Source organism: Lentilactobacillus kribbianus, assembly GCF_013184075.1.
Lineage (GTDB): Bacteria > Bacillota > Bacilli > Lactobacillales > Lactobacillaceae > Lentilactobacillus > Lentilactobacillus kribbianus.
On record NZ_JABEQQ010000001.1, the window covers coordinates 511,557 to 531,339 of the forward strand.

Here is a 19,783-nt window from a genome sequence, read left to right on the forward strand (position 1 = left end):
CTTTTTTATTTTCAGTTAAATCCTCAATGCAAAAGGTTGAAAAAACTCACTTTAATCAAAAATGAGATTTTTCAACCTTTTTCACATATTTTTTATCCGCATTAAACGGCTATATATCAGCATAAACCACGTTTGTCATTTGTTAAATGAGAAAATTTCTCATTTACAAATAGATTTTTATCATTTAGTATTGTCCCTAACTTAAATAGACCTTAAAAATTTTGGAAAGTGAGTGAGTACATATGAAACTTAAACCAACGATTACATTTGGAGTGGTAGCTTTATTTGGTAGTACCCTTTTAGCAGCCTGTGGTTCCGGTTCGGCCACTGATAGTAGCAAGGCCACCAACAAAACCTTGAATATTCAAACTCCTTCTAGCTTAACCACGATGGATATTTCGAAGTCAACCGACATTGTTTCCGCCCAAACCTTAAATAACACTAACGAAGGTTTGCTGAAATTTGGTAAAAACAGTTCGCTGCAAAAAGCAATTGCTAAAGATTGGCAGATTTCTAGCGATGGTAAACGTTACACTTATAATTTGCGTCCTGCTAAATGGAGCAACGGTGATGACGTTACTGCCCAAGATTTTGTTTACTCTTGGCAACGAACGGTCGATCCTAAAACCGCATCCCAATATGCTTACTTGTTTGATAACGTTAAAAACGCTACTAAGATTAACTCCGGTAAATTAAGCCCAAATCAATTGGGGGTCAAAGCCGAAGGAAAACATAAATTAGTAGTCGAATTAAACCACGCTCAAAGTTACTTCAATCAATTAGTAGCTAACCCTCAATTTTACCCACAAAATAAAAAAGCGGTGAAAAAATATGGGAGCAAATACGGTACTACCAGTCAAGATATGGTTTACAACGGTCCATTTAAACTAACCGGCTGGAATGGGACTAATGATACCTGGACCATGACTAAAAATAACAACTACTGGAATGCTAAAGACGTTAAACTCAATAAAGTTAAGTACTGGACTGTTAAGGATCCCCAAACTGCTTTATCTCAATACGAAGCCGGCAAACTTGATTTAACCAACTTATCTGGTAGCCAAGTACAACAATATACCCACAACAAAGATTATGTTTTAAGAAAAACAGCTTCTACTTTCTACCTAGAAATGAATGAAAAGAAGCAACCCATTTTCAAAAATGTTAAAGCACGCCAAGCATTATCTTTGATTGCTAATCGAAAACAATTTACTGACAAGATTTTAAAAGATGGCTCTCAACCAGCCAATAGTTTAGTACCAACCAATATGCAATATCGTGATGGCAAGGATTTCGCAACTGAATCCACTAATAAAACAATAACGGCTTATAACCAAACTAAGGCGAAGAAACTTTGGCAAGAAGCCCTAAAAGAAACTGGTAAATCAAGTATTAACTTGAATCTTTTGTCTGATGATACTCCTGCTGGTAAAAATACAACTGAGTATCTACAATCTCAATTTGAAAAACTACCCGGATTAAAGATTACCAACCAAAATTTACCATTCAAAACGAGATTAGCTCGTTCACAAGCTGGTGATTTCGACTTAGTAGTATCTGCTTGGATCGCCGACTATCCGGATGCTAGTTCATTCCTAGATTTGTTTACTACCAAGAGTTCTTACAATAACGGTAAATGGTCTAATGCTGAATACGATAAGTTAGTAAAAGATGCTGGTGGTAGTTTAGCCAACCAACCAGCTGCTCGTTGGGATGCAATGTTAAAAGCAAATAAATTAATAGCCAATCAAGCTGGGGTTATTCCGTTGTATCAACAAGCACAATCACAATTAGTTAAATCAAACGTCAAGGGAGTCGTTTACTTCCCAACCGGATCAAGCTGGGATTACAGCCACGCATATTTAACTAAGTAAATTTGGAAAGGACGGGGATTAGCCAATGGCCAAATACTTATTAAAGCGGCTCTTTTACCTCTTATTAACCCTATTCATTGTTATTACCATTACCTTCTTCTTGATGAAGTTACTACCCGGAACACCCTTAAATAATCAGGCCAAGCTAAGCAAATCACAAATTGCCGTGATCTATCAGCAATATGGACTGGATAAGCCCGTTTGGCAGCAATACCTATCTTATTTAGGCAACATCTTACACGGTAACTTCGGAACTTCTTTTCAGTTCAGTGATCAACCCGTTTCCTATCTCATTAGCAGTAGAATTGGGGCTTCTTTACAACTTGGTTTTCAAGCCATCATCGTTGGGGTACCTATCGGAACCTTGATTGGGGCCATTGGAGCGGTCAAGAAAAATACTTGGGTGGATACCACTACTACCATTATTTCGATTTTAGGAATCTCAATTCCGAGTTTCGTCTTGGCAGTCCTCTTTCAATACTTCTTTGGAGTTAAATTACACTGGTTTCCGATTGCCAATTGGGGCAGTTTCATCTTCACCGTTTTGCCAACCCTAGCATTAGCAGTCTCACCTCTAGCCGAATCAGCACGGTTTATGCGAACCGAAATGGTCGATGTCATGAACTCTGATTATATTGAGTTAGCTAAAGCTAAAGGATTAACCAAAATTGGTATTATTTATCACCACGCCCTAAGAAACAGCTTGATTCCTTTGTTAACCGTGGTGGGTCCGTTAGCCGTTGGTATCATGACTGGTTCAATGGTAGTCGAGAATATTTTCTCTATTCCCGGCATTGGTGAACTATTTGTTAAATCCGTTTTGACCAACGATTACCCCACCATCATGGGACTCACCATCGTTTACAGTGTCATGTTAATGGTGGTACTGCTTATCACTGATATTATCTACAGTCTGGTTGATCCACGGATTAGATTAACTGATAAGGGCTAAAGAAAGAAGGTTATCAAATGACTAATCAAACTAATCAACCAACTGAAGCAGAACTCACAACTAATTTGCCTACTGATAATAATGAGCCAGCAGCTTATCAACCAGTTGCCACCGACTTTCAGGTTATTTCGGCAGACGAAAAAAAACATCTGGATGACGAAAAAATTTCAGCACCATCCCTAACGTTTACCCAAGATGCTTGGCGCCGCTTAAAGAAAAATAAAAGCGCCATGGTCTCCATGGTTATTCTCTTGATTTTCTTTGTTTTGGCTTTTGGTTCGGGAATCTTTGAAACTCATAATCCTAATGCACAAAATCCAGCGGTAACTAATTTGCCCGCTAAAGTGCCAGGAGTTCCCATTCCGGGACTTAACGGAACCATCATGCAAGGTGGAATTAGAGTTGATGCTTATAAGCAAGCTGGGGTAAAGCCTGGCACCTTTTACCTAATGGGAACCGACCAATTCGGGCGGGACTTGTTCTCTCGTGTCCTTTACGGTACTCGAATTTCGCTAACGATCGCGTTAGTGGCCACCTTCTTTGACCTCACCATTGGTATTGCTTACGGGATTATTTCGGGCTGGAAAGGTGGTCGCATTGATAACTTTATGCAACGAATTATTGAAATTATCATGTCGATTCCCAACCTAGTAGTTATCATTTTATTGATTTTAGTTTTAAAACCCGGAATGGTTTCCATTATCTTGGCAATTGCCATTACCAGTTGGGTTAGCATGGCTCGGTTGGTGCGAGCGGAAACCATGCAACTGAAAAATCAGGAATTTATCTTAGCAGCGCGATCATTAGGTGAAAGCCCAATCAAAATCGCCCTGAAACACCTGTTACCTAACCTTTCCAGTGTCATTATTATTAACACAATGTTCACCATTCCTAGTGCTATCTTCTTTGAAGCCCTCTTATCGTATATCGGGATCGGAATTTCAGCACCACAAGCATCTTTGGGAACTTTACTAAATGATGGGCAAAAGAACTTTCAATTTTTGTCATACCAAATGTGGTTTCCAGCCATTGTCCTTTCTATCTTAATGATTTGTTTTAACTTGTTTGGCGATGGTCTTAGAGATGCCTTTGATCCAAAGTCTAAAGAGTAGGTGATAATATGGAAAATGCTAAGAATATTTTAGAGGTTCGTAATCTCGAAATTAACTTTAATACCTACGCTGGTACCGTTCGAGCTATTCGTAACGTGAGTTTTGATTTGCGTCGTGGTGAAACGCTAGCGATTGTTGGTGAATCAGGTTCGGGTAAATCAGTGACCACTCGAGCTATCATGGGCCTCCTCGCTAACAATGCGGTGGTTGCTAATGGGACCATCGAATATGACGGGAAAGACCTATTAAAGCAGTCCAACCGCCAAATGGAAAAAATTCGCAGCGTAGACATCGCGGAAATTTTTCAAGATCCGATGACTTCTTTAGACCCCACGATGAAAATTGGCAAGCAAATTGCCGAACCGTTGATTGTCCATAAGGGTGTCAAGCCTGATAAGGCTCGAGAAGCCGCGTTAAAAATGATGGAGGCTGTGGGCATCACGAATGCCCAAGAGCGTATTAACGACTATCCGCACCAATTTTCCGGGGGGATGCGGCAACGAATCGTGATTGCGATTGCCTTAATTAACCATCCGGATATTTTAATTGCGGATGAACCTACCACAGCCTTGGACGTTACGATTCAAGCCCAAATTTTGAATTTAATGCGTCGACTCCAAAATATGATTAATACGTCCATTATTTTTATTACCCACGATTTAGGGGTCGTAGCAGGCATGGCAGATCGTGTTGCCGTTATGTACGCTGGTAAGATTGTGGAATATGGCAAAGCCGATGAAATTTTTTACAATCCTAAGCACCCGTACACCTGGGGCCTACTAGAATCAATGCCAACCTTAGATACTGATGCTGAATACTTGCCCTCCATTCCGGGAACGCCTCCTGATTTATTGAACCCACCAGTGGGCGATGCCTTTGCTCCTAGAAATAAATATGCTTTAGAAGTGGATTTAAAAGCGGAGCCACCGTTCTTTGAAGTTTCGCCCACGCACTTTGCCGCTACCTGGCTGCTTGATCCACGAGCCCCCCAAATCAATCCACCCGAAATTATTGTGCAACGCCAACAAAAATATGAAAACGAACGGCAACAATTAATTAATGCCGACCGTTTAAATCATCATAGTGCAGAGGAGGACCTCTAAATGACAGAAAATAATTCGGATAAGATTCTTGAGGTCAAGCACCTTAACCAGTTTTTCAACGTTGGCAAAGCCGATGAGGTGCGGGCGGTCAATGACGTTAGTTTTGATATTTATCGGGGCGAAACTTTTGGTCTCGTGGGCGAATCTGGTTCAGGTAAAACCACTACCGGTCGTGCCATCATCCACTTATACGAGCCCACTAGTGGTGAAATTATTTATAATGGCCAAAATATCGATGCCCTCAAATCACGCTCGCAGCAACAACACTTTCGGCGGCAGATGCAAATGATTTTTCAAGACCCTTATGCTTCATTAAATCCCCGGATGAAGGTCCAAGATATTGTAGCTGAGGGAATTGATATTAACCACCTTGCCCAAGATAAGGATGATCGTAACCAACAAGTTGCTCAATTATTGGAAACTGTCGGGTTAAACAAGGACCACGCGAGCCGGTACCCGCATGAATTTTCCGGTGGTCAGCGGCAAAGAATTGGGATTGCCCGGGCCCTTGCGGTTAATCCAGATTTTATTATCTGTGATGAACCCATCTCCGCTCTAGATGTTTCGATTCAGGCTCAAGTCGTCAACCTGTTAAAGAAACTACAAAAGGAAAAGGGCCTAACCTACCTCTTTATCGCTCATGATCTTTCGATGGTGAAGTATATTTCGGATAGAATCGGCGTGATGCATTATGGCAAAATGCTAGAAATTGCTAGCGCTGATGAAATTTACAGCCATCCGCTCCACGACTATACCCGTAGCTTGCTTTCTGCGGTCCCCATTCCTGATCCCCGTCTGGAACGAGCCCGTGAAGAGATTGCCTATGATCCCGCTGCAGAATCGGATGGTCAAAAGCGCGAGTTAGTCGAAATCACCCCTAATCACTTTGTGCGGGCAGCCCCCGCTGAAGTAGCTATGTATCGTGAACGAGCGGCAGCAAAATAATCATGAGCACCTAAAGAGTGAACCAAAGTCGTCTTGGTTCACTCTTTTTTATTGAAATCAAAGAGCCCTAAGCCATCTGCTTATGAAAATAATAATCTAATTTTCCGGCCTAAAATGAGAAACCAAAATTTTTTCACAACTTTTATTTAACCTTTTACTCCCTGATTTAATTGGATTTAACTTTAACTATACCAAAATAAATGAGAAATTTTCTCATTTACAACTCATCTTTCTTACGTTACTATTATTTCAATCTTAAATGTAGTTTAAACATCAATCAGAAAGAGAGTGGTAACTATGAACTTAAGAGCAACCGTGACCTTTGGTGTTGTTGCTTTATTCGGCACTACCTTATTAACCGCCTGTGGCTCCAATTCGGCTAATACTACTAAAGCAACCCATAAAACCGTTAACGTTCAAATTGCTTCGAGCTTAACGACGATGGACATTTCCAAAAGTACCGACGTGGTTTCAGCTCAAACCTTGAATAATACCAACGAAGGACTGCTAAAGTTCGGTAAAAATAGTTCCTTGACTCCGGCTCTCGCTAAAAGTTGGCATACCGCTAATAACGGTAAACAGTACATATACAATTTACGTCCTGCTAAATGGAGTAACGGCGATGAAGTTACTGCGCAAGACTTCGTTTATTCTTGGCGACGCACGGTGGATCCTAAAACCGCCTCTCAATACGCTTACTTGTTTGACAATATCCAAAATGCCACTAAAATCAATGCCGGCAAGCTAGCCGTTAATCAATTAGGAGTGCATGCCGCTGGTAAGTATAAATTAGTAGTTGATCTAAATCACGCCCAAAGCTACTTCAATCAGTTAGTCGCTAATATTCAGTTTTATCCTCAAAATGAACGCGCGGTTAAAAAATACGGAAGTAAGTATGGAACTACTAGTCAAGCCATGGTCTACAATGGTCCTTTCAAGTTAACTGGCTGGAACGGTACCAATGATACCTGGACGATGGTCAAAAACCCCAGTTATCGGGCTGCTAGCAGTGTTCGTTTGAATAAGGTTAAATACTGGACGGTCAAAGATCCCCAAACGGCACTGTCCCAATATGAAGCTGGCAAGTTAGATATCACCAATTTATCAGGTAGCCAAGTGCAACAATATACCAAGAATAAAGATTATGTCTTACGAAACTCAGCTTCCACTTATTACTTACAAATGAATGAAAAGAAACAACCATTTTTCAAGAACGTTAAAGCCCGCCAAGCGCTTTCTCTAATCACCAACCGCGAACAGTTCGTGGATAAGATTTTAAAGAATGGTTCCACCGTGGCTAACGGCGTCGTCCCCACTAAAATGCAATATCGCGATGGCCAAGATTTTGCGACTGCTTCAGCCGACAAGCAAATGACCGCATATAACGAAGCTAAGGCTAAGCAATTATGGAAGGAAGCTTTAAAAGAAAGTGGTAAATCCAGTGTTAGCTTTGATCTCTTAGCTGATGATACTCCGATCGGTAAAAACACGACCGAGTACTTACAGTCACAATTCGAAAAGCTACCCGGACTTAAGATTACCAACCAAAATCTTCCCTTCAAGACTCGGCTCACCCGGGAATCAACTGGGAATTTCGATATGGATATTTCCGCTTGGAACGCTGACTATCCGGACGCTAGCACTTTCTTGGATCTCTTCACCACCAACAATGAATATAATAACGGCAAGTGGTCCAACAAGCAGTACGATCAGTTAATGAAGACGGCGGATGGTGCGGAAGCCAATGACGCCACTAAGCGCTGGGATACTATGTTACAGGCCAACCGACTGCTTACTAATCAAGCCGGCATCGTGCCTATCTATCAACAAGCTGCTCCTCAATTAGTTAAATCCAATGTTAAGGGAGTTATTTACTTCCCTACTGGCGCTAACTGGGATTACAGCAAGGCTTACTTAACTAAGTAAGTGCCTTCAGACCTTCTCAAATTGGTATTAAGTTAATTAAAATCACAATAAAAAAGCAGAAACCCCTTGCTAAGGTTTCTGCTTTTTTATTAGCTTATTAACGTTTTAGATCATGCAAAGTCTTCAATGCTCGTTTGCGAGTCTTAATATTAGGACTCTTGAGTTTTCTTAATGCGGTAGCTTTATCTTGTTTTTCCATGTTAGTCTCCTTTGAGTTAAATAGTAATAATTACTTTTTAGAAGTATATTCTTCTATTTAAGTGTCAAGCAATTAGAAACACCTAAAAAAAGACAATCTCTGACTAAGATTGCCTTTTTAGCTTAATTAATAACGTACTGTGGTGCTTGCTGTGCCGCTACTGCTAACACATTATCAGCAACAATATTTCCCATGGCATTTCGAGCTTCCACCGTAGCGTTTCCCAGATGCGGGGTTAAAATAACGTTTTTCATGGCCGTTAACCCTGCGGTCACCTTAGGCTCATGTTCGTAAACATCAAGGGCCGCCCCACCAATTTCACCTGCTTGTAAGGCCGCTACTAAAGCGGCTTCGTCCACAATGGGACCCCGACCCACATTAATCAAAGCAGCGGTCGACTTCATTTGTTTAAAGGCAGCGGCATTGAATTGGTGGAAATTACTATCATTTAAGGGGGCATTGATACTAATATAATCACTAGTTTGCAATAGCTCATCCATAGAAACATAGTGCGCGCCCAAACTGCGTTCTTGTGGATCAGCTAATTGGTGGTGTTGCCAATAGTTAACCTTCATGGACAGACCCCGGGCCTTTTGCGCTACCGCTTGTCCGATATTACCCATTCCTACGATTCCTAAGGTCTTTCCCGCAATTTCGTGGCCTAAGAAAAATAATGGTGACCAGCCTGGAAAACCAGTGGTGCGCATCAGCATATCGCCTTCTACAATGCGATGACTTAAAGCCAAAATTAATCCTAGCGTTACTTCCGCTACGGCGTTGGTAGAAACTAAGGGCGTATTAGTCACCGGAATCTGTTTAGCCCGGGCATAGGTAAAATCGATATTGTTAAACCCAGCCCCGAAATTAGCAATTAATTTTAACTTAGGAGCACCATCAATGATTTCTCGATCAACCTGCGTCGATAATGGTGTGATTAAAAAATCCACATCGGTTACGGCGGCTAATAGTTCAGCGTGAGATATTAAAGTCTCACCAGAATACATCGTAACGTCTAAGCCGGCTGCCTGTAACTTGTTGACGGTAATTTCTGGTAATTGGGCTGATACAAATACTTTCATCATGATAACTCCTCCTATTAACTAGTTGGTGCCTTCTTAGTTAAAGTATAAAACCGCTTTCATGAAAGTACAATCTAAAAAAGACTAATCGCTGGATTACTCCTTAATTAGCCTTTTTATTTATATCGATTAAATTATTCGGCAATATTAATAATAATTTTACCAGAAACGTGACCATCTTGACTGGAAGCCAAAGCCTTTTTAACGGCTTCTAATTCAAAATCAAATTGTTCATTGATAAAAGTTTTCACTTTTCGGTCCCGAACAGCGGCCACAATTTCAGTTAATGCTTTTTGATTAGGTTCCGTTTTGTTAAATTTAGCAGTAATGCCAAAGTTGTTCGCTTCGTCATCATCTGGCATTTGGGCAGTTGAAACCAAAACCCCGCCCTTTTTAACCAATTCATAAGTGTGATCTAAGCTATCTCCGCCCACTAAATCAAGAACGGCATCAAATGGTTCCACGCCATCAAAAGCGTGAATGTTATGGTAATCAAAGACCCCATCAACGCCAACTTGTTGCAAGAAATCATCGTGATCAGGACTTGCAGTAATATAAACTTTAATGCCACGAGCTTTAGCAAATTGAGCAGCAAAAGTACCTACAGCACCAGCTCCACCTTGAATTAAGAGACGTTGTCCATCCGTAAGATTTAAAGCATCAAGAGCTTCTAAGGCTGTCAATCCAGCTAATGGTAAAGCAGCCCCCGTCTTAAAGTCAATTTCATCAGGTAATTTAGTCGCCCATTTAGCTTCGGTCACAGCATATTCTGCATAGGTTCCTTGGTAGGATGCCACGTAAGAAATAACCCGGTCACCAGCCTTAAAATCAGTTACATCATCCCCCACTGATTCTACGACCCCCGCGATATCTAAACCAGGAGTGATTGGAAATGGTAGGTCTAACATTTCTTTCATCAAACCATCTCTAACTTTCCAATCCATTGGGTTAACACTAACCGCACTAGTTTTAATCAAAATTTCATTAGGTTGGGGTTCTGGAATGGATACATCAGCCATTTCCAAAACCGAATTGTCACCATATTCATTATATTGAATCCTCTTCATATAAACTCCCCCTAACCATTATTAGTTACTTATGCTTTACGTGTATATGCTATCACACCTGGATATAATTTGTGAACTAACTCGATTTATTAAATTTAAAATGACAGGTATTACGATCAAAAAACAGGCTCGTCAAAAGTGACTTGCCTGCTTTAATTTACTTATTTTTGAAAAAATTCATCAGCACATGCCAGCGCTTTACCACCATATACTGTGGCTGGACCGCCACCCATCATGATAGCAACGTTAATTGTTTCCACTAATTCGTCGCGAGAAGCACCTAATTTCAAAGCACTTTTAACGTGTTGAACAATGCATCCTTCACAGCGCATCGCAACCGAAATGGCAATAGCTTGTAGTTCTTTGGTTTTACTATCCAAAGCACCCGCTTGAATGGCCTCACGGTGAAGTTGTCTAAACCCATTTCCGGCGGCACCAGCACTAGCAAATAATTTTTGATTATTAGCCTTAATTTCGGTTAACTGTTCCTGGTAATCTGTCATGATGAGCCCTCCTAATAGTCTTTAATTAGCCTTAGCATACCGCAATGTAAGCGCTTCGTCAAAGCTGCGTTTTTTACTAAAAAAGCCTCACAATAACTGAATTGTGGGGTTTTAATATTTAATATTTATTTTTTAATGTCTATACCCTGTTAAGCTGTAAAAAGCGATTCAATTCTAGTGAAGTAGGATAGCCATCATTATCGCCAGCACTTTGAATAGCCAAGGCTCCCAAAGCATTAGCTCTGACCAAACAATCCCGCATAGACAAATGTTCGAGCAAGCCAGAAATTAATCCGGCAGCAAAACCATCTCCGGCACCCACCGTATCCACTACATGATCAACGTTAAAAGACGCCACATGACAATATTCACCATCCCGATTAAAGGAATACGCTCCGGCTTCGCCACTCTTTAAAATTACCTGAGATGTCCGACCCTGCTTAAAGTAAAAATCAGCCATTTCTTGTGGTTTACTTAGTCCTGTTAATCGAGCACCTTCATTAAGTCCTGGGATAATAATATCCGCTTCTTGAGCCACCAAATTAATCGTTTCAATCATTTGTATCTCAGACGACCACAACGATTCTCGAATATTAGGATCAAAAATTACCATGACGTTATTTTCATGAGCCAGATTAATTAAGTGCCTAATCACCGTTCTTAGTTTTGGTGATAACGCAATCGAAATTCCGGTAATGTGTAAATAACTAACGCCAGTGAAATCAATTTGCGCAATTTCTTCATCGGTTAATTGATTGATAGCACTGTTATTACGGAAATACTCTATTTCCGGGTCCCCAGCATCTACTAATTGTTTAAAGTAAAAGCCAGTGTAAGAGTCATTAGTTTGAAAAACATATGATGTTCCGATTTGTTTTTGACTTAAATCGTCGAAAATAAATTTGCCAACCGCATCATTAGCAATTTTTGAAATATATTGGACAAAATGACCAAGTCTAGTAACTCCAGTGGCAACGTTTAATTCCGCACCGGCGGAAAACTTTTGGAAGTTATGCGCAGCACTTAGCGGCTGATTAACGTCTTGAGAAGCATAAACTGCCAGCGGTTCACCCACCGTTAATAGTTCATTCATAAGGGCCCTCTTTTCTTGCTTTCCCCTGAACAGCACTAATCATTCAATAACTGTTTATGGTGGCTACTTTTTTATCGTCACTAGTGATTATAATACGGTCACTATCCTTTAATAAAGGATGGCTTTACTTTTTAACTCCATCTGGTCCAGATAAATTTTACCAAATTAAACACTAGCATTAAAACTAGCACTGGTACCACCACTAAAATCAAAAAATTACCATCAGCCAACCAGTTACTGTTCACTAGCATTAACAAGGTTCTAACCACTAGGACAATTATAAATGAGGCCAACAACACTTTGACTTCAAAAGTTTTCATTATTTCTCCTTAAAAACTTATTATAGTTCACTCTAATAATTTTTATTTCATTAAAAGTAACCGACGTCTTTATCAAAATCACTACATCAACAACAAATTAATCCTTAATTAAAACTAATCGAACCTTTTTTTAAAACTTATGAGTTTATAATTTGACTTTTCTTTAGAATCATTATAATGTGAAAGCGTTAACAGGATTAACGCAACCCAATTGGTTGTTTAAACTTAGGAGGGTATTATTTTATGGAAAAAACAAAAGTTATTATTGTCGGGGCTTCTCATGGTGGTCATGAATCTATGCGTGCCTTGCTAGATAATTACGCTAATCTAGATATCACTTTATTTGAAGCCGGTGACTTCGTTTCCTTTATGTCTTGTGGGATGGAATTATTCTTAGAAAATCAAGTTACTAACGTTAACGATGTTCGTAACTTCTCACCAGAACAGTTCACCACTCAAGGCGTTAACATCATGAATAACCACGAAGTTACTAAGATTAACGCTGATAATAAGACGGTTACCGTAAAAGAGGTTACCACTGGGGCGACTAGTGAGTACGCCTACGACAAATTAATTTTAAGTTCCGGCGTTACACCTAACAACCTACCGATTCCTGGCACTGACTTAGCCAATGTTTATCTGATGCGGGGCTATGATTGGGCCCATAAAATTAAACAACAACTGGATAATCCAGCCATTCAAAATGTCACCGTCATTGGGGCTGGCTATATTGGTATTGAAGCCGCTGAAGCTAGCCGAAAAGCTGGTAAAAACGTTACCTTACTAGACGTGATTGATCGGCCTTTAGGCATTTATCTGGATCCAGATATGACCGATATTATTGAAAAAGAACTCACTAATAATGGTGTTCAAGTAGTAATGAAAGCTGACGTTCAAGCCTTTGAAGGTAGTGATAAAGTCACCAGTGTTAAAACAGCCACTGCCAGTTACCCAACTGACTTAGTTATTCAAGCGGCCGGCGTTAAACCTAATACTAAATGGTTAGATGGAATTGTTGAACTAGATTCCAAGGGCTTTATTAAAAATGATGAATACCTTCGGACTAACCTAAAAGACGTTTACGCTATTGGGGATGCTACTTTGGCTTACTCGATTCCCGCCCAACAAAAAATGCCCATTGCCTTGGCGACTGTGGTCCGGCGCGAAGCTCGCTATGTGGTTGAACACCTATTTGAAAAAACCCCTACGGTTCCATTTAAGGGCGTGGTCGGTTCATCAGCCTTAAGTGTCTTTGACTATCATTTTGCTGCTAGTGGTTTAAATCAAACAACCGCCAAGCGCGCTGGTCTCAACATTAAAACTTCATTTTATGAAGATACCTTGCGGCCTACTTATGTTCCCGCAGGAGCTGATAATCCAAAAGTTTACGTCCAATTAGCCTTTAATCCTCAAACTCACCAAATTTTAGGTGGCGCTGTTCTTTCTACTTATGATATTACGGCTCAAGGTAACGTCCTTGCGCTAGCAGTTAGTCAAAAGATGACGCTAGAAGAATTAGCCGATACCGATTTCTTCTTCCAACCCGGCTTCGATCGTCAATGGAGTCTATTAAACTTAGCCGCTCAAAATGCTTTGGGAGAATCTAAATTTTAAAATAGTGTATGTAATAAACGCCCGCCCTGAAACAGGACGAGCGTTTTTTTATAAATTAATCGCCTTGCCGCCAGTAACCCCATAAATTTGGGCAGTCACATAGCTCGCATCATTAGAAGCTAGAAAAACATAAACAGGAGCTAATTCTACTGGCTGTCCCGCTCGAGTCATTAGCGTGTTTTGCCCAAAATTAGGCAAGGCTGCTGGTGGTTGGCCATGGTCTAATTGCAGTGCTGTCCAAATTGGTCCCGGAGCGACCCCGTTAACCCGAATTCCTTTAGCGGCTAATTGTTTCGCCAGTCCCACCGTAAAGTTGGCAATCGCAGCTTTGGTGGCGGCGTAATCTAATAAATGATCCGACGGACTAAAGGCTTGAATCGAAGTGGTCGTAATAATACTACTTCCAGCCGGTAACGTTGGTAATGCGGCTTTAACAATCGCAAACATGGCCACAATATTGATCGTGAAAGTATCTTTGACCTGCTGCAGAGGCAGCTCACTAATATCTGCTTGAGACGTTTGGTGCGCGGCGTTTAGGACTAAGGTATCTAAGCCCCCTAACTCCGTGACCGCTTGCTGCACCAGAGCTTGAGGCGCATTCTCATCTAACAAATCATACGGTAATAATACCGCCTTGCGTCCGGCCTCTTGGATATATTGGGCGACTTGATCAGCGTCTGATTCCTCACCAGGTAAATATTGAATGGCCACATCGGCTCCTTCCCGAGCAAAAGCAATCGCGGCGGCGCGCCCAATACCGGAATCACCACCCGTGATTAATACCCGGCGGTTAAGCAACTTTTGGTGCCCCACATAACTATCTTCGCCACAATCTGGTTGGGGGTCCATTTTATTTTGCAAAGCCGGCGCTGATTGATCTTGGCGCTTAAATTTATCGTCATAAAATAGCTTTCGGGGGTCTCTCAAATTAGGTTCTGTCATCTTAAGTCCTCACTTTCTATTTCGAATTACCTTAAAGATAACCAATTTACGCTCTTTTTTGAAATTTGACGCCTAAGTAATAAGCCAAATGCTCGTCCCGGTAAAGGGACGGGCATTTGGCTTATTGTTTTAAATGTTTTAACATTTGCTTCATTTCGTGTTTACTACCGAACATGCGCTTGATTTTTTCGTTTTCCAACTCCCGAGAATTTAGGCTACTATAGGCCATTTCTCGTTGTAACTTTTGGTAACTTGCAAACCGTTCGGCAGATAATTCTCCAGCCGTAATTGCCTTTTGCACGGCGCATCCCGGTTCAGTTTGATGTTAGCAGTCCTTAAATTTACATTGGGCGGCCAATTGTTCAATATCTTCAAAGGTTTTCGCTAAATCACCAGTCTGAATCCGCAACTCTCGCATTCCGGGGGTATCAATGACGATTCCCCCTGTTGGTAATTTCAATAGTTGCCGTAACGTAGTGGTGTGCCGCCCTTTATCGTCATCTTCTCGGATCGCTTTGGTGGCAAACACATCTTGACCCATTAATCCGTTAATTAACGTGGACTTACCGACCCCTGAGGAACCCACGAAGGCCATCGTTTGGTTGTTATCAGTGTACTGGCGCAACTGCTCATAGCCCGCATTTTGCTTAGCACGATCAAAAGCAAACAGTCAATTTTAAGTAAACTCAGCGGTAGCTAACCTTAGTGACGGTTTGTGGTCTATGCATTTGTTTCGCTCGCACATAAATTTGGTAAGCGACCGTTTTTTTATAATTTTCAAAGCGGGCTTGAAAATGTTGTAAAGCTATTTCATATTCCAATGGTAAGTTTTCTGCTTGCACAAAAGCTAACATCTCCGTCAATAACTGGCGCCCTTCGCGGGCAAAGGCACAGCGATGCGTCACTGATTCCAAGGCAACCCGTTCATTAATTTCGTGAGCTAGCGCTAATTGGGCTGGTAGCTGCTTAGTATCTAAACGCGGTAAGCTCGCAAAATAAAGAGCCATGACTTGTAATAAGCGCAACTGATTGGCCGTAACGGCGCTCGCCACGAAAGGATTCGAGTCAAAAGTTCGCAATTCTAAATGCGTAATTCCTTGATTCAGTAAAGTTTGCGGTGCTTTGCTACTACCACTTTTTAAGCGCACCGCCTCATAATATTCCCGGGGTTTAAACAAACGGCCGCTTTGAATGGCCGCTTCAATGGCGGCCACATACGCGGCCACACTGCGATAATCTCCTCTAACATCATTAGTAAATCCTAGCGAGCTACTCCGGATACTACGGACTGGCCGGGTCAGTGGTTTATCAAAATAACTAGCATCAGCCAACGGCGTGGCGCCAAATAAATACGTTAATTCCCACCGATTTAACATGAAATACTGGGCAATTTGTAAATATAGTTCGTTGGCATCAGCGTATTGATATCGTTGCACTAAATATTGGACGGCGGTGGGGCTAAAACTTAAATTAATATGCACCCCATTGTTTAATAGCTGACGAACATCATATTTTTGCACACATTTTAAGCGGTACTGGTTAATTTCGGGCGTCGCCTCTCCAATCGGAATATAAGCCGATAACTTCGGCGGACAACTATAATGCCACAACTTTTCCGCCGGCATAATCTGGCGTTGGACTGCCTCTGCCAGTTCTGTAGCAAAGTTGACCGCCTCCGTTACCTTTCGGTATGGCGGTAAAACTAGTTCCATTTGGGCCGTACAAAATTCACCTTTGACGTATTGCTGCCACCGTCCCAGCGCTTGGGGAAACGGCCGGAGACTCAGTTCATTGTTAGCATTAACTCTGGTTTTTTCTATTTCAATGCCCATCTTGATTTGATTAGTGATAATCTGAGCTAAATTGGCTGATTCACTATCTTTTAAATCCATCCTAAGCACCTCAATCCTTAATTTATCATTTTCATTAATTATAAATTATGGTTTTTACCATAAGCAAATATAAGGATTATCTTCACAAGGCGCCTAAGAAGCGCCAACAACTAACGCTTACATAACCTGACGAGCGGTAAACAACCACCGGTTCCCTTGGTGCTGCAGTTAATGTTGGATCAATTGACAATCCACCACTGTCTTGGCGAGCGGATCAATAATTAGTAACGTTGATTGGGCAGTGACCGTGTTATCGACCACGGCCGTAATCAGGGGGGCCACCGTTAAATGCTGAGCATGAGCTGGTTCTTGCCCCCACGTTTTTTGCGTAAAATTAATTAAGTTAGCCGATCCCGTCACGGTTCCTTTGATGCCGGTAATACCACCATCAGTAGTAAATAACGCGGCGTACGCTTTTGCATTTCGCTGCGTGGCCAATTGATCGGCCTGAATGATGATTTTAAAAATAGCTAGTTGATCTTCTGCCGTTAATTGCATCTGTTCATCCCCCTTTTGGCCTCATTATAACCATTTAACTCCCATTAATGAGCTTTTAACCCCCGTCGATGAGCTACTCCTGCTACAATGTGCTCCAAAGGGGGCATTATTATGCGATTAGTTTTTCATGGACACGCATGTATCGAAGTACAATTAAATAACGGAACGGTTTTACTGGTCGATCCTTGGATTGTGGGTAATCCCCAAAGTGATATCGATTTAAATTTTCAGTGTGATGCCATTTTAGTCACTCATGGTCATCAACACCACAGTGGCGACATGATTACGCTCAGCCAGCGCAACCACGCTCCAATTATTGGGATGGGTGAACTCGTTTACTACGCTGAACAACACGGTGCGCCAGCTGGTCACGCTATGGATTTAGGAGGCCAATGGCAATTTGATTTTGGCACCATCAAAACCACCCATGCGCAACACAGTTCCAGCCTGATAGTAGACGGTCAACCCATCTATATGGGCGAAGCATGTGGCTTTTTGATTATGGCCGACCACCAAATTATTTACATAGCGGGCGATACTTCTAATTATGGGGATATGACCCTCTTTGGCAAAGCTTACGACATTGACGTAGCCGTGTTACCGATTGGTGATAACTACACCATGGGTCCTAAAGCCGCCGCGAGTGCCGCCCAACGAGTTCAAGCGCGATTCGTTATTCCGGTTCACTACAATACTTTTCCAGATATCCAACAAGATCCGCGGGCCTTTGCGACATTGTTGCCCGCTGGAATGGTTAAAGTCTTAAATCCGGGCGATCAATTCGACCTGCCGAACCAATCCCCCCAATAAAAATAATTGCTTTTCTAGAATAAATAGCATATGCTTATCTCATCAACTTACAAAAAGTAAGTAAAACGACTGGAGGCTTAATCTTATGGTAGACGTAAATAAATTAGAATTTGGGATCGAAACTTTTGGTGACATTGTTGCCAACGAAGACGGCAGTTTAACATCGGCTGCAGAGTCCATTCGCCAAATTGTCCGCGAAGGTGAACTCGCCGATCAACTAGGCATCAACGTGATTGGCGTTGGTGAGCATCATCGCCCTGACTACAGTGTTTCTAGTCCCGAGACCGTTTTGGCCGCAATTGCTTCCGTCACTAAGCAAATTAAGTTAGCGACTGCCGTGACCGTTTTGAGTTCTGATGATCCAGTGCGGGTTTACGAACGCTTTGCTACTTTAGATGGTCTCTCCAACGGACGGGCCCAGGTCATGTTAGGTCGGGGTTCGTTTACTGAATCATTTCCGCTCTTTGGCTATGATCTAACCGATTACGATGATCTCTTTAACGAAAAATTGGAACTATTTGATTTGCTCCGCAAGGAAGACGCCGTTACCTGGTCCGGTAAGTTCCGCCCCGGATTAAAGGACCAAGAAGTGTATCCTAAGACCGAAAAGGAACTCGAAACTTACATCGGTATTGGTGGTTCGCCAGAATCCATCATCCGCGCCGCTAAATTTGGCTATAAAGTTATCATCGCCATTATCGGGGGCCAAGCTGACCGCTTCAAGCCTTATATTGACCTTTATCACAAGGCTGCAGCCCAGTTAAATATGCCGGTCTATCCAGTGGCGGTTCACTCTCATGGCTTTATTGCCGATGATGAAGGTGAAGCTGTTGAAGTGGCCTTTAAAAACATCAAAGCTAACTTTGACCGCATTGGACTTACCCGGGGCTGGGCCCCTATGAGTCGCGAACAGTTTGATAACGAAACTAAAGTCGGTTCATTTTACGTTGGTGATCCCGAAACGGTCGCCCAACGCATTGCCCGCACCATTGACCTTTTGGACCTAGGTCGTTTTGACTTGGTCTACGGGGCTGGGAATCAAACCGCGGCGCAACGAGAACGGATGATTGAACTTTACGCTACCAAAGTTATTCCGCGGGTAAAAGAAATTCTTTTGGCAAAGGAGGCAGCTAAGTAATGACCTTCAAACGAATTGGGATTATCGGCGCTGGTAAAGTGGGGATTGTGCTAGCCGGCTTAGCCCTCAAAGCGGGTTACGAGGTGCGCATTGCTGGCTCTGGCGCTGTAAAAAAAATTGCTTTAACCATTGAAACCTTGGTACCAGGAGCCATCGCCACCGAAAACGCCGATTTAGTCGCGAACAGTGACCTAATTATTTTAGCGATTCCGCTCAGTCGCTATCACAATATTGCACCAGAACTACTAAAGGATAAGTTAGTTATCGACGCGATGAATTACTGGTGGGAAACCGATGGTATTCGTGAAGAAGTTTTAGCACCGGATTCTACTTCTAGCGAACAAGTCCAGGAGTACTTCAAGGATAGTACCATCGTGAAAACCTTTAATCACATGGGCTATCATAACCTGCAAGAAGAAGCCAAGTCGCACGGGGCGCCTAACCGCAAAGCGTTATTAGTTACTGGTGATAATCCGGCGGCAGTGGACCAAGTGGCTGAATTTGTAGACTCCATGGGGTTTGATCCCATTGTCCACTACAATTTGGCGGACGGTATCATGACCGAACCCGGCAGTCCCTTATTTGGTGCTAGTCTAACCGCGACTGAACTAAACAAAGTCATTGAAAACTTTGATCAAACCGAGTTTGGCAAGCAAATTAAAGCCGCAAAGAAAACTAATTAATAAAAAACGCGAACTAGGTTCGCGTTTTTTTAG

General features: G+C 42.0%; 19 protein-coding genes and 1 pseudogene. 10 read left to right on the forward strand and 10 right to left on the reverse strand.

Going from position 1 to position 19,783, the window contains the following annotated elements:
* Positions 1 to 242 precede the first annotated feature (242 nt).
* From HII32_RS02715 to HII32_RS02740, 6 genes are all read left to right on the forward strand, one after another.
* Complete coding sequence (locus HII32_RS02715; RefSeq protein WP_172188052.1) at positions 243 to 1,874, forward strand: peptide ABC transporter substrate-binding protein; 1,632 nt, start codon at positions 243 to 245, stop codon at positions 1,872 to 1,874.
* Between the two features lie 25 nt (positions 1,875 to 1,899).
* Positions 1,900 to 2,826: an oligopeptide ABC transporter permease gene (opp3b, locus tag HII32_RS02720; RefSeq protein WP_172188054.1), complete on the forward strand. Its 927-nt coding sequence runs from the start codon at positions 1,900 to 1,902 to the stop codon at positions 2,824 to 2,826.
* A 17-nt stretch (positions 2,827 to 2,843) separates the two neighbouring features.
* A complete protein-coding gene (locus tag HII32_RS02725) occupies positions 2,844 to 3,938 on the forward strand; it encodes an ABC transporter permease (RefSeq protein WP_172188056.1) in 1,095 nt (364 codons plus the stop codon).
* An 8-nt stretch (positions 3,939 to 3,946) separates the two neighbouring features.
* A complete protein-coding gene (locus HII32_RS02730) occupies positions 3,947 to 5,041 on the forward strand; it encodes an ABC transporter ATP-binding protein (RefSeq protein WP_172188058.1) in 1,095 nt (364 codons plus the stop codon).
* Entirely contained in the window at positions 5,042 to 5,986 is a 945-nt protein-coding gene (locus tag HII32_RS02735) for an ABC transporter ATP-binding protein (protein ID WP_172188060.1), read from the forward strand.
* Between the two features lie 297 nt (positions 5,987 to 6,283).
* Positions 6,284 to 7,912, forward strand: coding sequence for a peptide ABC transporter substrate-binding protein (locus tag HII32_RS02740; protein ID WP_172188062.1), 1,629 nt, complete (start codon positions 6,284 to 6,286; stop codon positions 7,910 to 7,912).
* 97 nt (positions 7,913 to 8,009) lie between these two features.
* Here the strand turns inward: HII32_RS02740 and HII32_RS02745 are convergent, their stop codons facing one another.
* From HII32_RS02745 to HII32_RS02770, 6 genes are all read right to left on the reverse strand, one after another.
* Positions 8,010 to 8,111, reverse strand: a complete 102-nt coding sequence (locus HII32_RS02745; protein ID WP_172188064.1) for a putative metal homeostasis protein — start codon at positions 8,109 to 8,111, stop codon at positions 8,010 to 8,012.
* Positions 8,112 to 8,233: 122 nt separating this feature from the next.
* A complete protein-coding gene (locus HII32_RS02750; protein WP_172188066.1) occupies positions 8,234 to 9,193 on the reverse strand; it encodes a 2-hydroxyacid dehydrogenase family protein in 960 nt (319 codons plus the stop codon).
* Positions 9,194 to 9,324: 131 nt separating this feature from the next.
* Positions 9,325 to 10,257 (reverse strand): NADP-dependent oxidoreductase, encoded by a 933-nt coding sequence (locus HII32_RS02755; RefSeq protein ID WP_172188068.1) that lies wholly within the window; start codon positions 10,255 to 10,257, stop codon positions 9,325 to 9,327.
* 161 nt (positions 10,258 to 10,418) lie between these two features.
* On the reverse strand, positions 10,419 to 10,760 hold the full coding sequence (locus HII32_RS02760; RefSeq protein ID WP_172188070.1) for a carboxymuconolactone decarboxylase family protein: 342 nt from the start codon (positions 10,758 to 10,760) through the stop codon (positions 10,419 to 10,421).
* Positions 10,761 to 10,899: 139 nt separating this feature from the next.
* Positions 10,900 to 11,853, reverse strand: a complete 954-nt coding sequence (locus HII32_RS02765; RefSeq protein WP_172188072.1) for a sugar kinase — start codon at positions 11,851 to 11,853, stop codon at positions 10,900 to 10,902.
* 131 nt (positions 11,854 to 11,984) lie between these two features.
* Positions 11,985 to 12,173 carry a hypothetical protein gene (locus HII32_RS02770; RefSeq protein WP_172188074.1) on the reverse strand — a complete coding sequence of 63 codons (189 nt, stop codon included), beginning with the start codon at positions 12,171 to 12,173 and terminating at the stop codon, positions 11,985 to 11,987.
* Between the two features lie 243 nt (positions 12,174 to 12,416).
* Here HII32_RS02770 and HII32_RS02775 point away from each other — a divergent pair, with 243 nt between their 5' ends.
* On the forward strand, positions 12,417 to 13,787 hold the full coding sequence (locus tag HII32_RS02775) for an FAD-dependent oxidoreductase (protein WP_172188076.1): 1,371 nt from the start codon (positions 12,417 to 12,419) through the stop codon (positions 13,785 to 13,787).
* A gap of 48 nt (positions 13,788 to 13,835) precedes the next feature.
* Here the strand turns inward: HII32_RS02775 and HII32_RS02780 are convergent, their stop codons facing one another.
* The 4 genes and pseudogenes from HII32_RS02780 to HII32_RS02795 form a co-directional block, all read right to left on the reverse strand.
* Positions 13,836 to 14,729, reverse strand: coding sequence for an SDR family oxidoreductase (locus tag HII32_RS02780; protein ID WP_172188078.1), 894 nt, complete (start codon positions 14,727 to 14,729; stop codon positions 13,836 to 13,838).
* 121 nt (positions 14,730 to 14,850) lie between these two features.
* Positions 14,851 to 15,381 (reverse strand): annotated as a pseudogene (gene rsgA / locus HII32_RS07900) (ribosome small subunit-dependent GTPase A); the annotation flags it as partial.
* Positions 15,382 to 15,415: 34 nt separating this feature from the next.
* Positions 15,416 to 16,621 carry a hypothetical protein gene (locus HII32_RS02790; RefSeq protein ID WP_172188080.1) on the reverse strand — a complete coding sequence of 402 codons (1,206 nt, stop codon included), beginning with the start codon at positions 16,619 to 16,621 and terminating at the stop codon, positions 15,416 to 15,418.
* Positions 16,622 to 16,789: 168 nt separating this feature from the next.
* Complete coding sequence (locus HII32_RS02795) at positions 16,790 to 17,119, reverse strand: nuclear transport factor 2 family protein (RefSeq protein ID WP_172188082.1); 330 nt, start codon at positions 17,117 to 17,119, stop codon at positions 16,790 to 16,792.
* Between the two features lie 111 nt (positions 17,120 to 17,230).
* Here HII32_RS02795 and HII32_RS02800 point away from each other — a divergent pair, with 111 nt between their 5' ends.
* From HII32_RS02800 to HII32_RS02810, 3 genes are all read left to right on the forward strand, one after another.
* Positions 17,231 to 17,929 carry a metal-dependent hydrolase gene (locus tag HII32_RS02800; protein WP_172188084.1) on the forward strand — a complete coding sequence of 233 codons (699 nt, stop codon included), beginning with the start codon at positions 17,231 to 17,233 and terminating at the stop codon, positions 17,927 to 17,929.
* 85 nt (positions 17,930 to 18,014) lie between these two features.
* Positions 18,015 to 19,067: an LLM class flavin-dependent oxidoreductase gene (locus HII32_RS02805; protein WP_172188086.1), complete on the forward strand. Its 1,053-nt coding sequence runs from the start codon at positions 18,015 to 18,017 to the stop codon at positions 19,065 to 19,067.
* Positions 19,067 to 19,750 carry an NADPH-dependent F420 reductase gene (locus HII32_RS02810; protein ID WP_172188088.1) on the forward strand — a complete coding sequence of 228 codons (684 nt, stop codon included), beginning with the start codon at positions 19,067 to 19,069 and terminating at the stop codon, positions 19,748 to 19,750. The genes HII32_RS02805 and HII32_RS02810 overlap by 1 nt, the downstream gene beginning before the upstream one ends.
* Positions 19,751 to 19,783 lie beyond the last annotated feature (33 nt).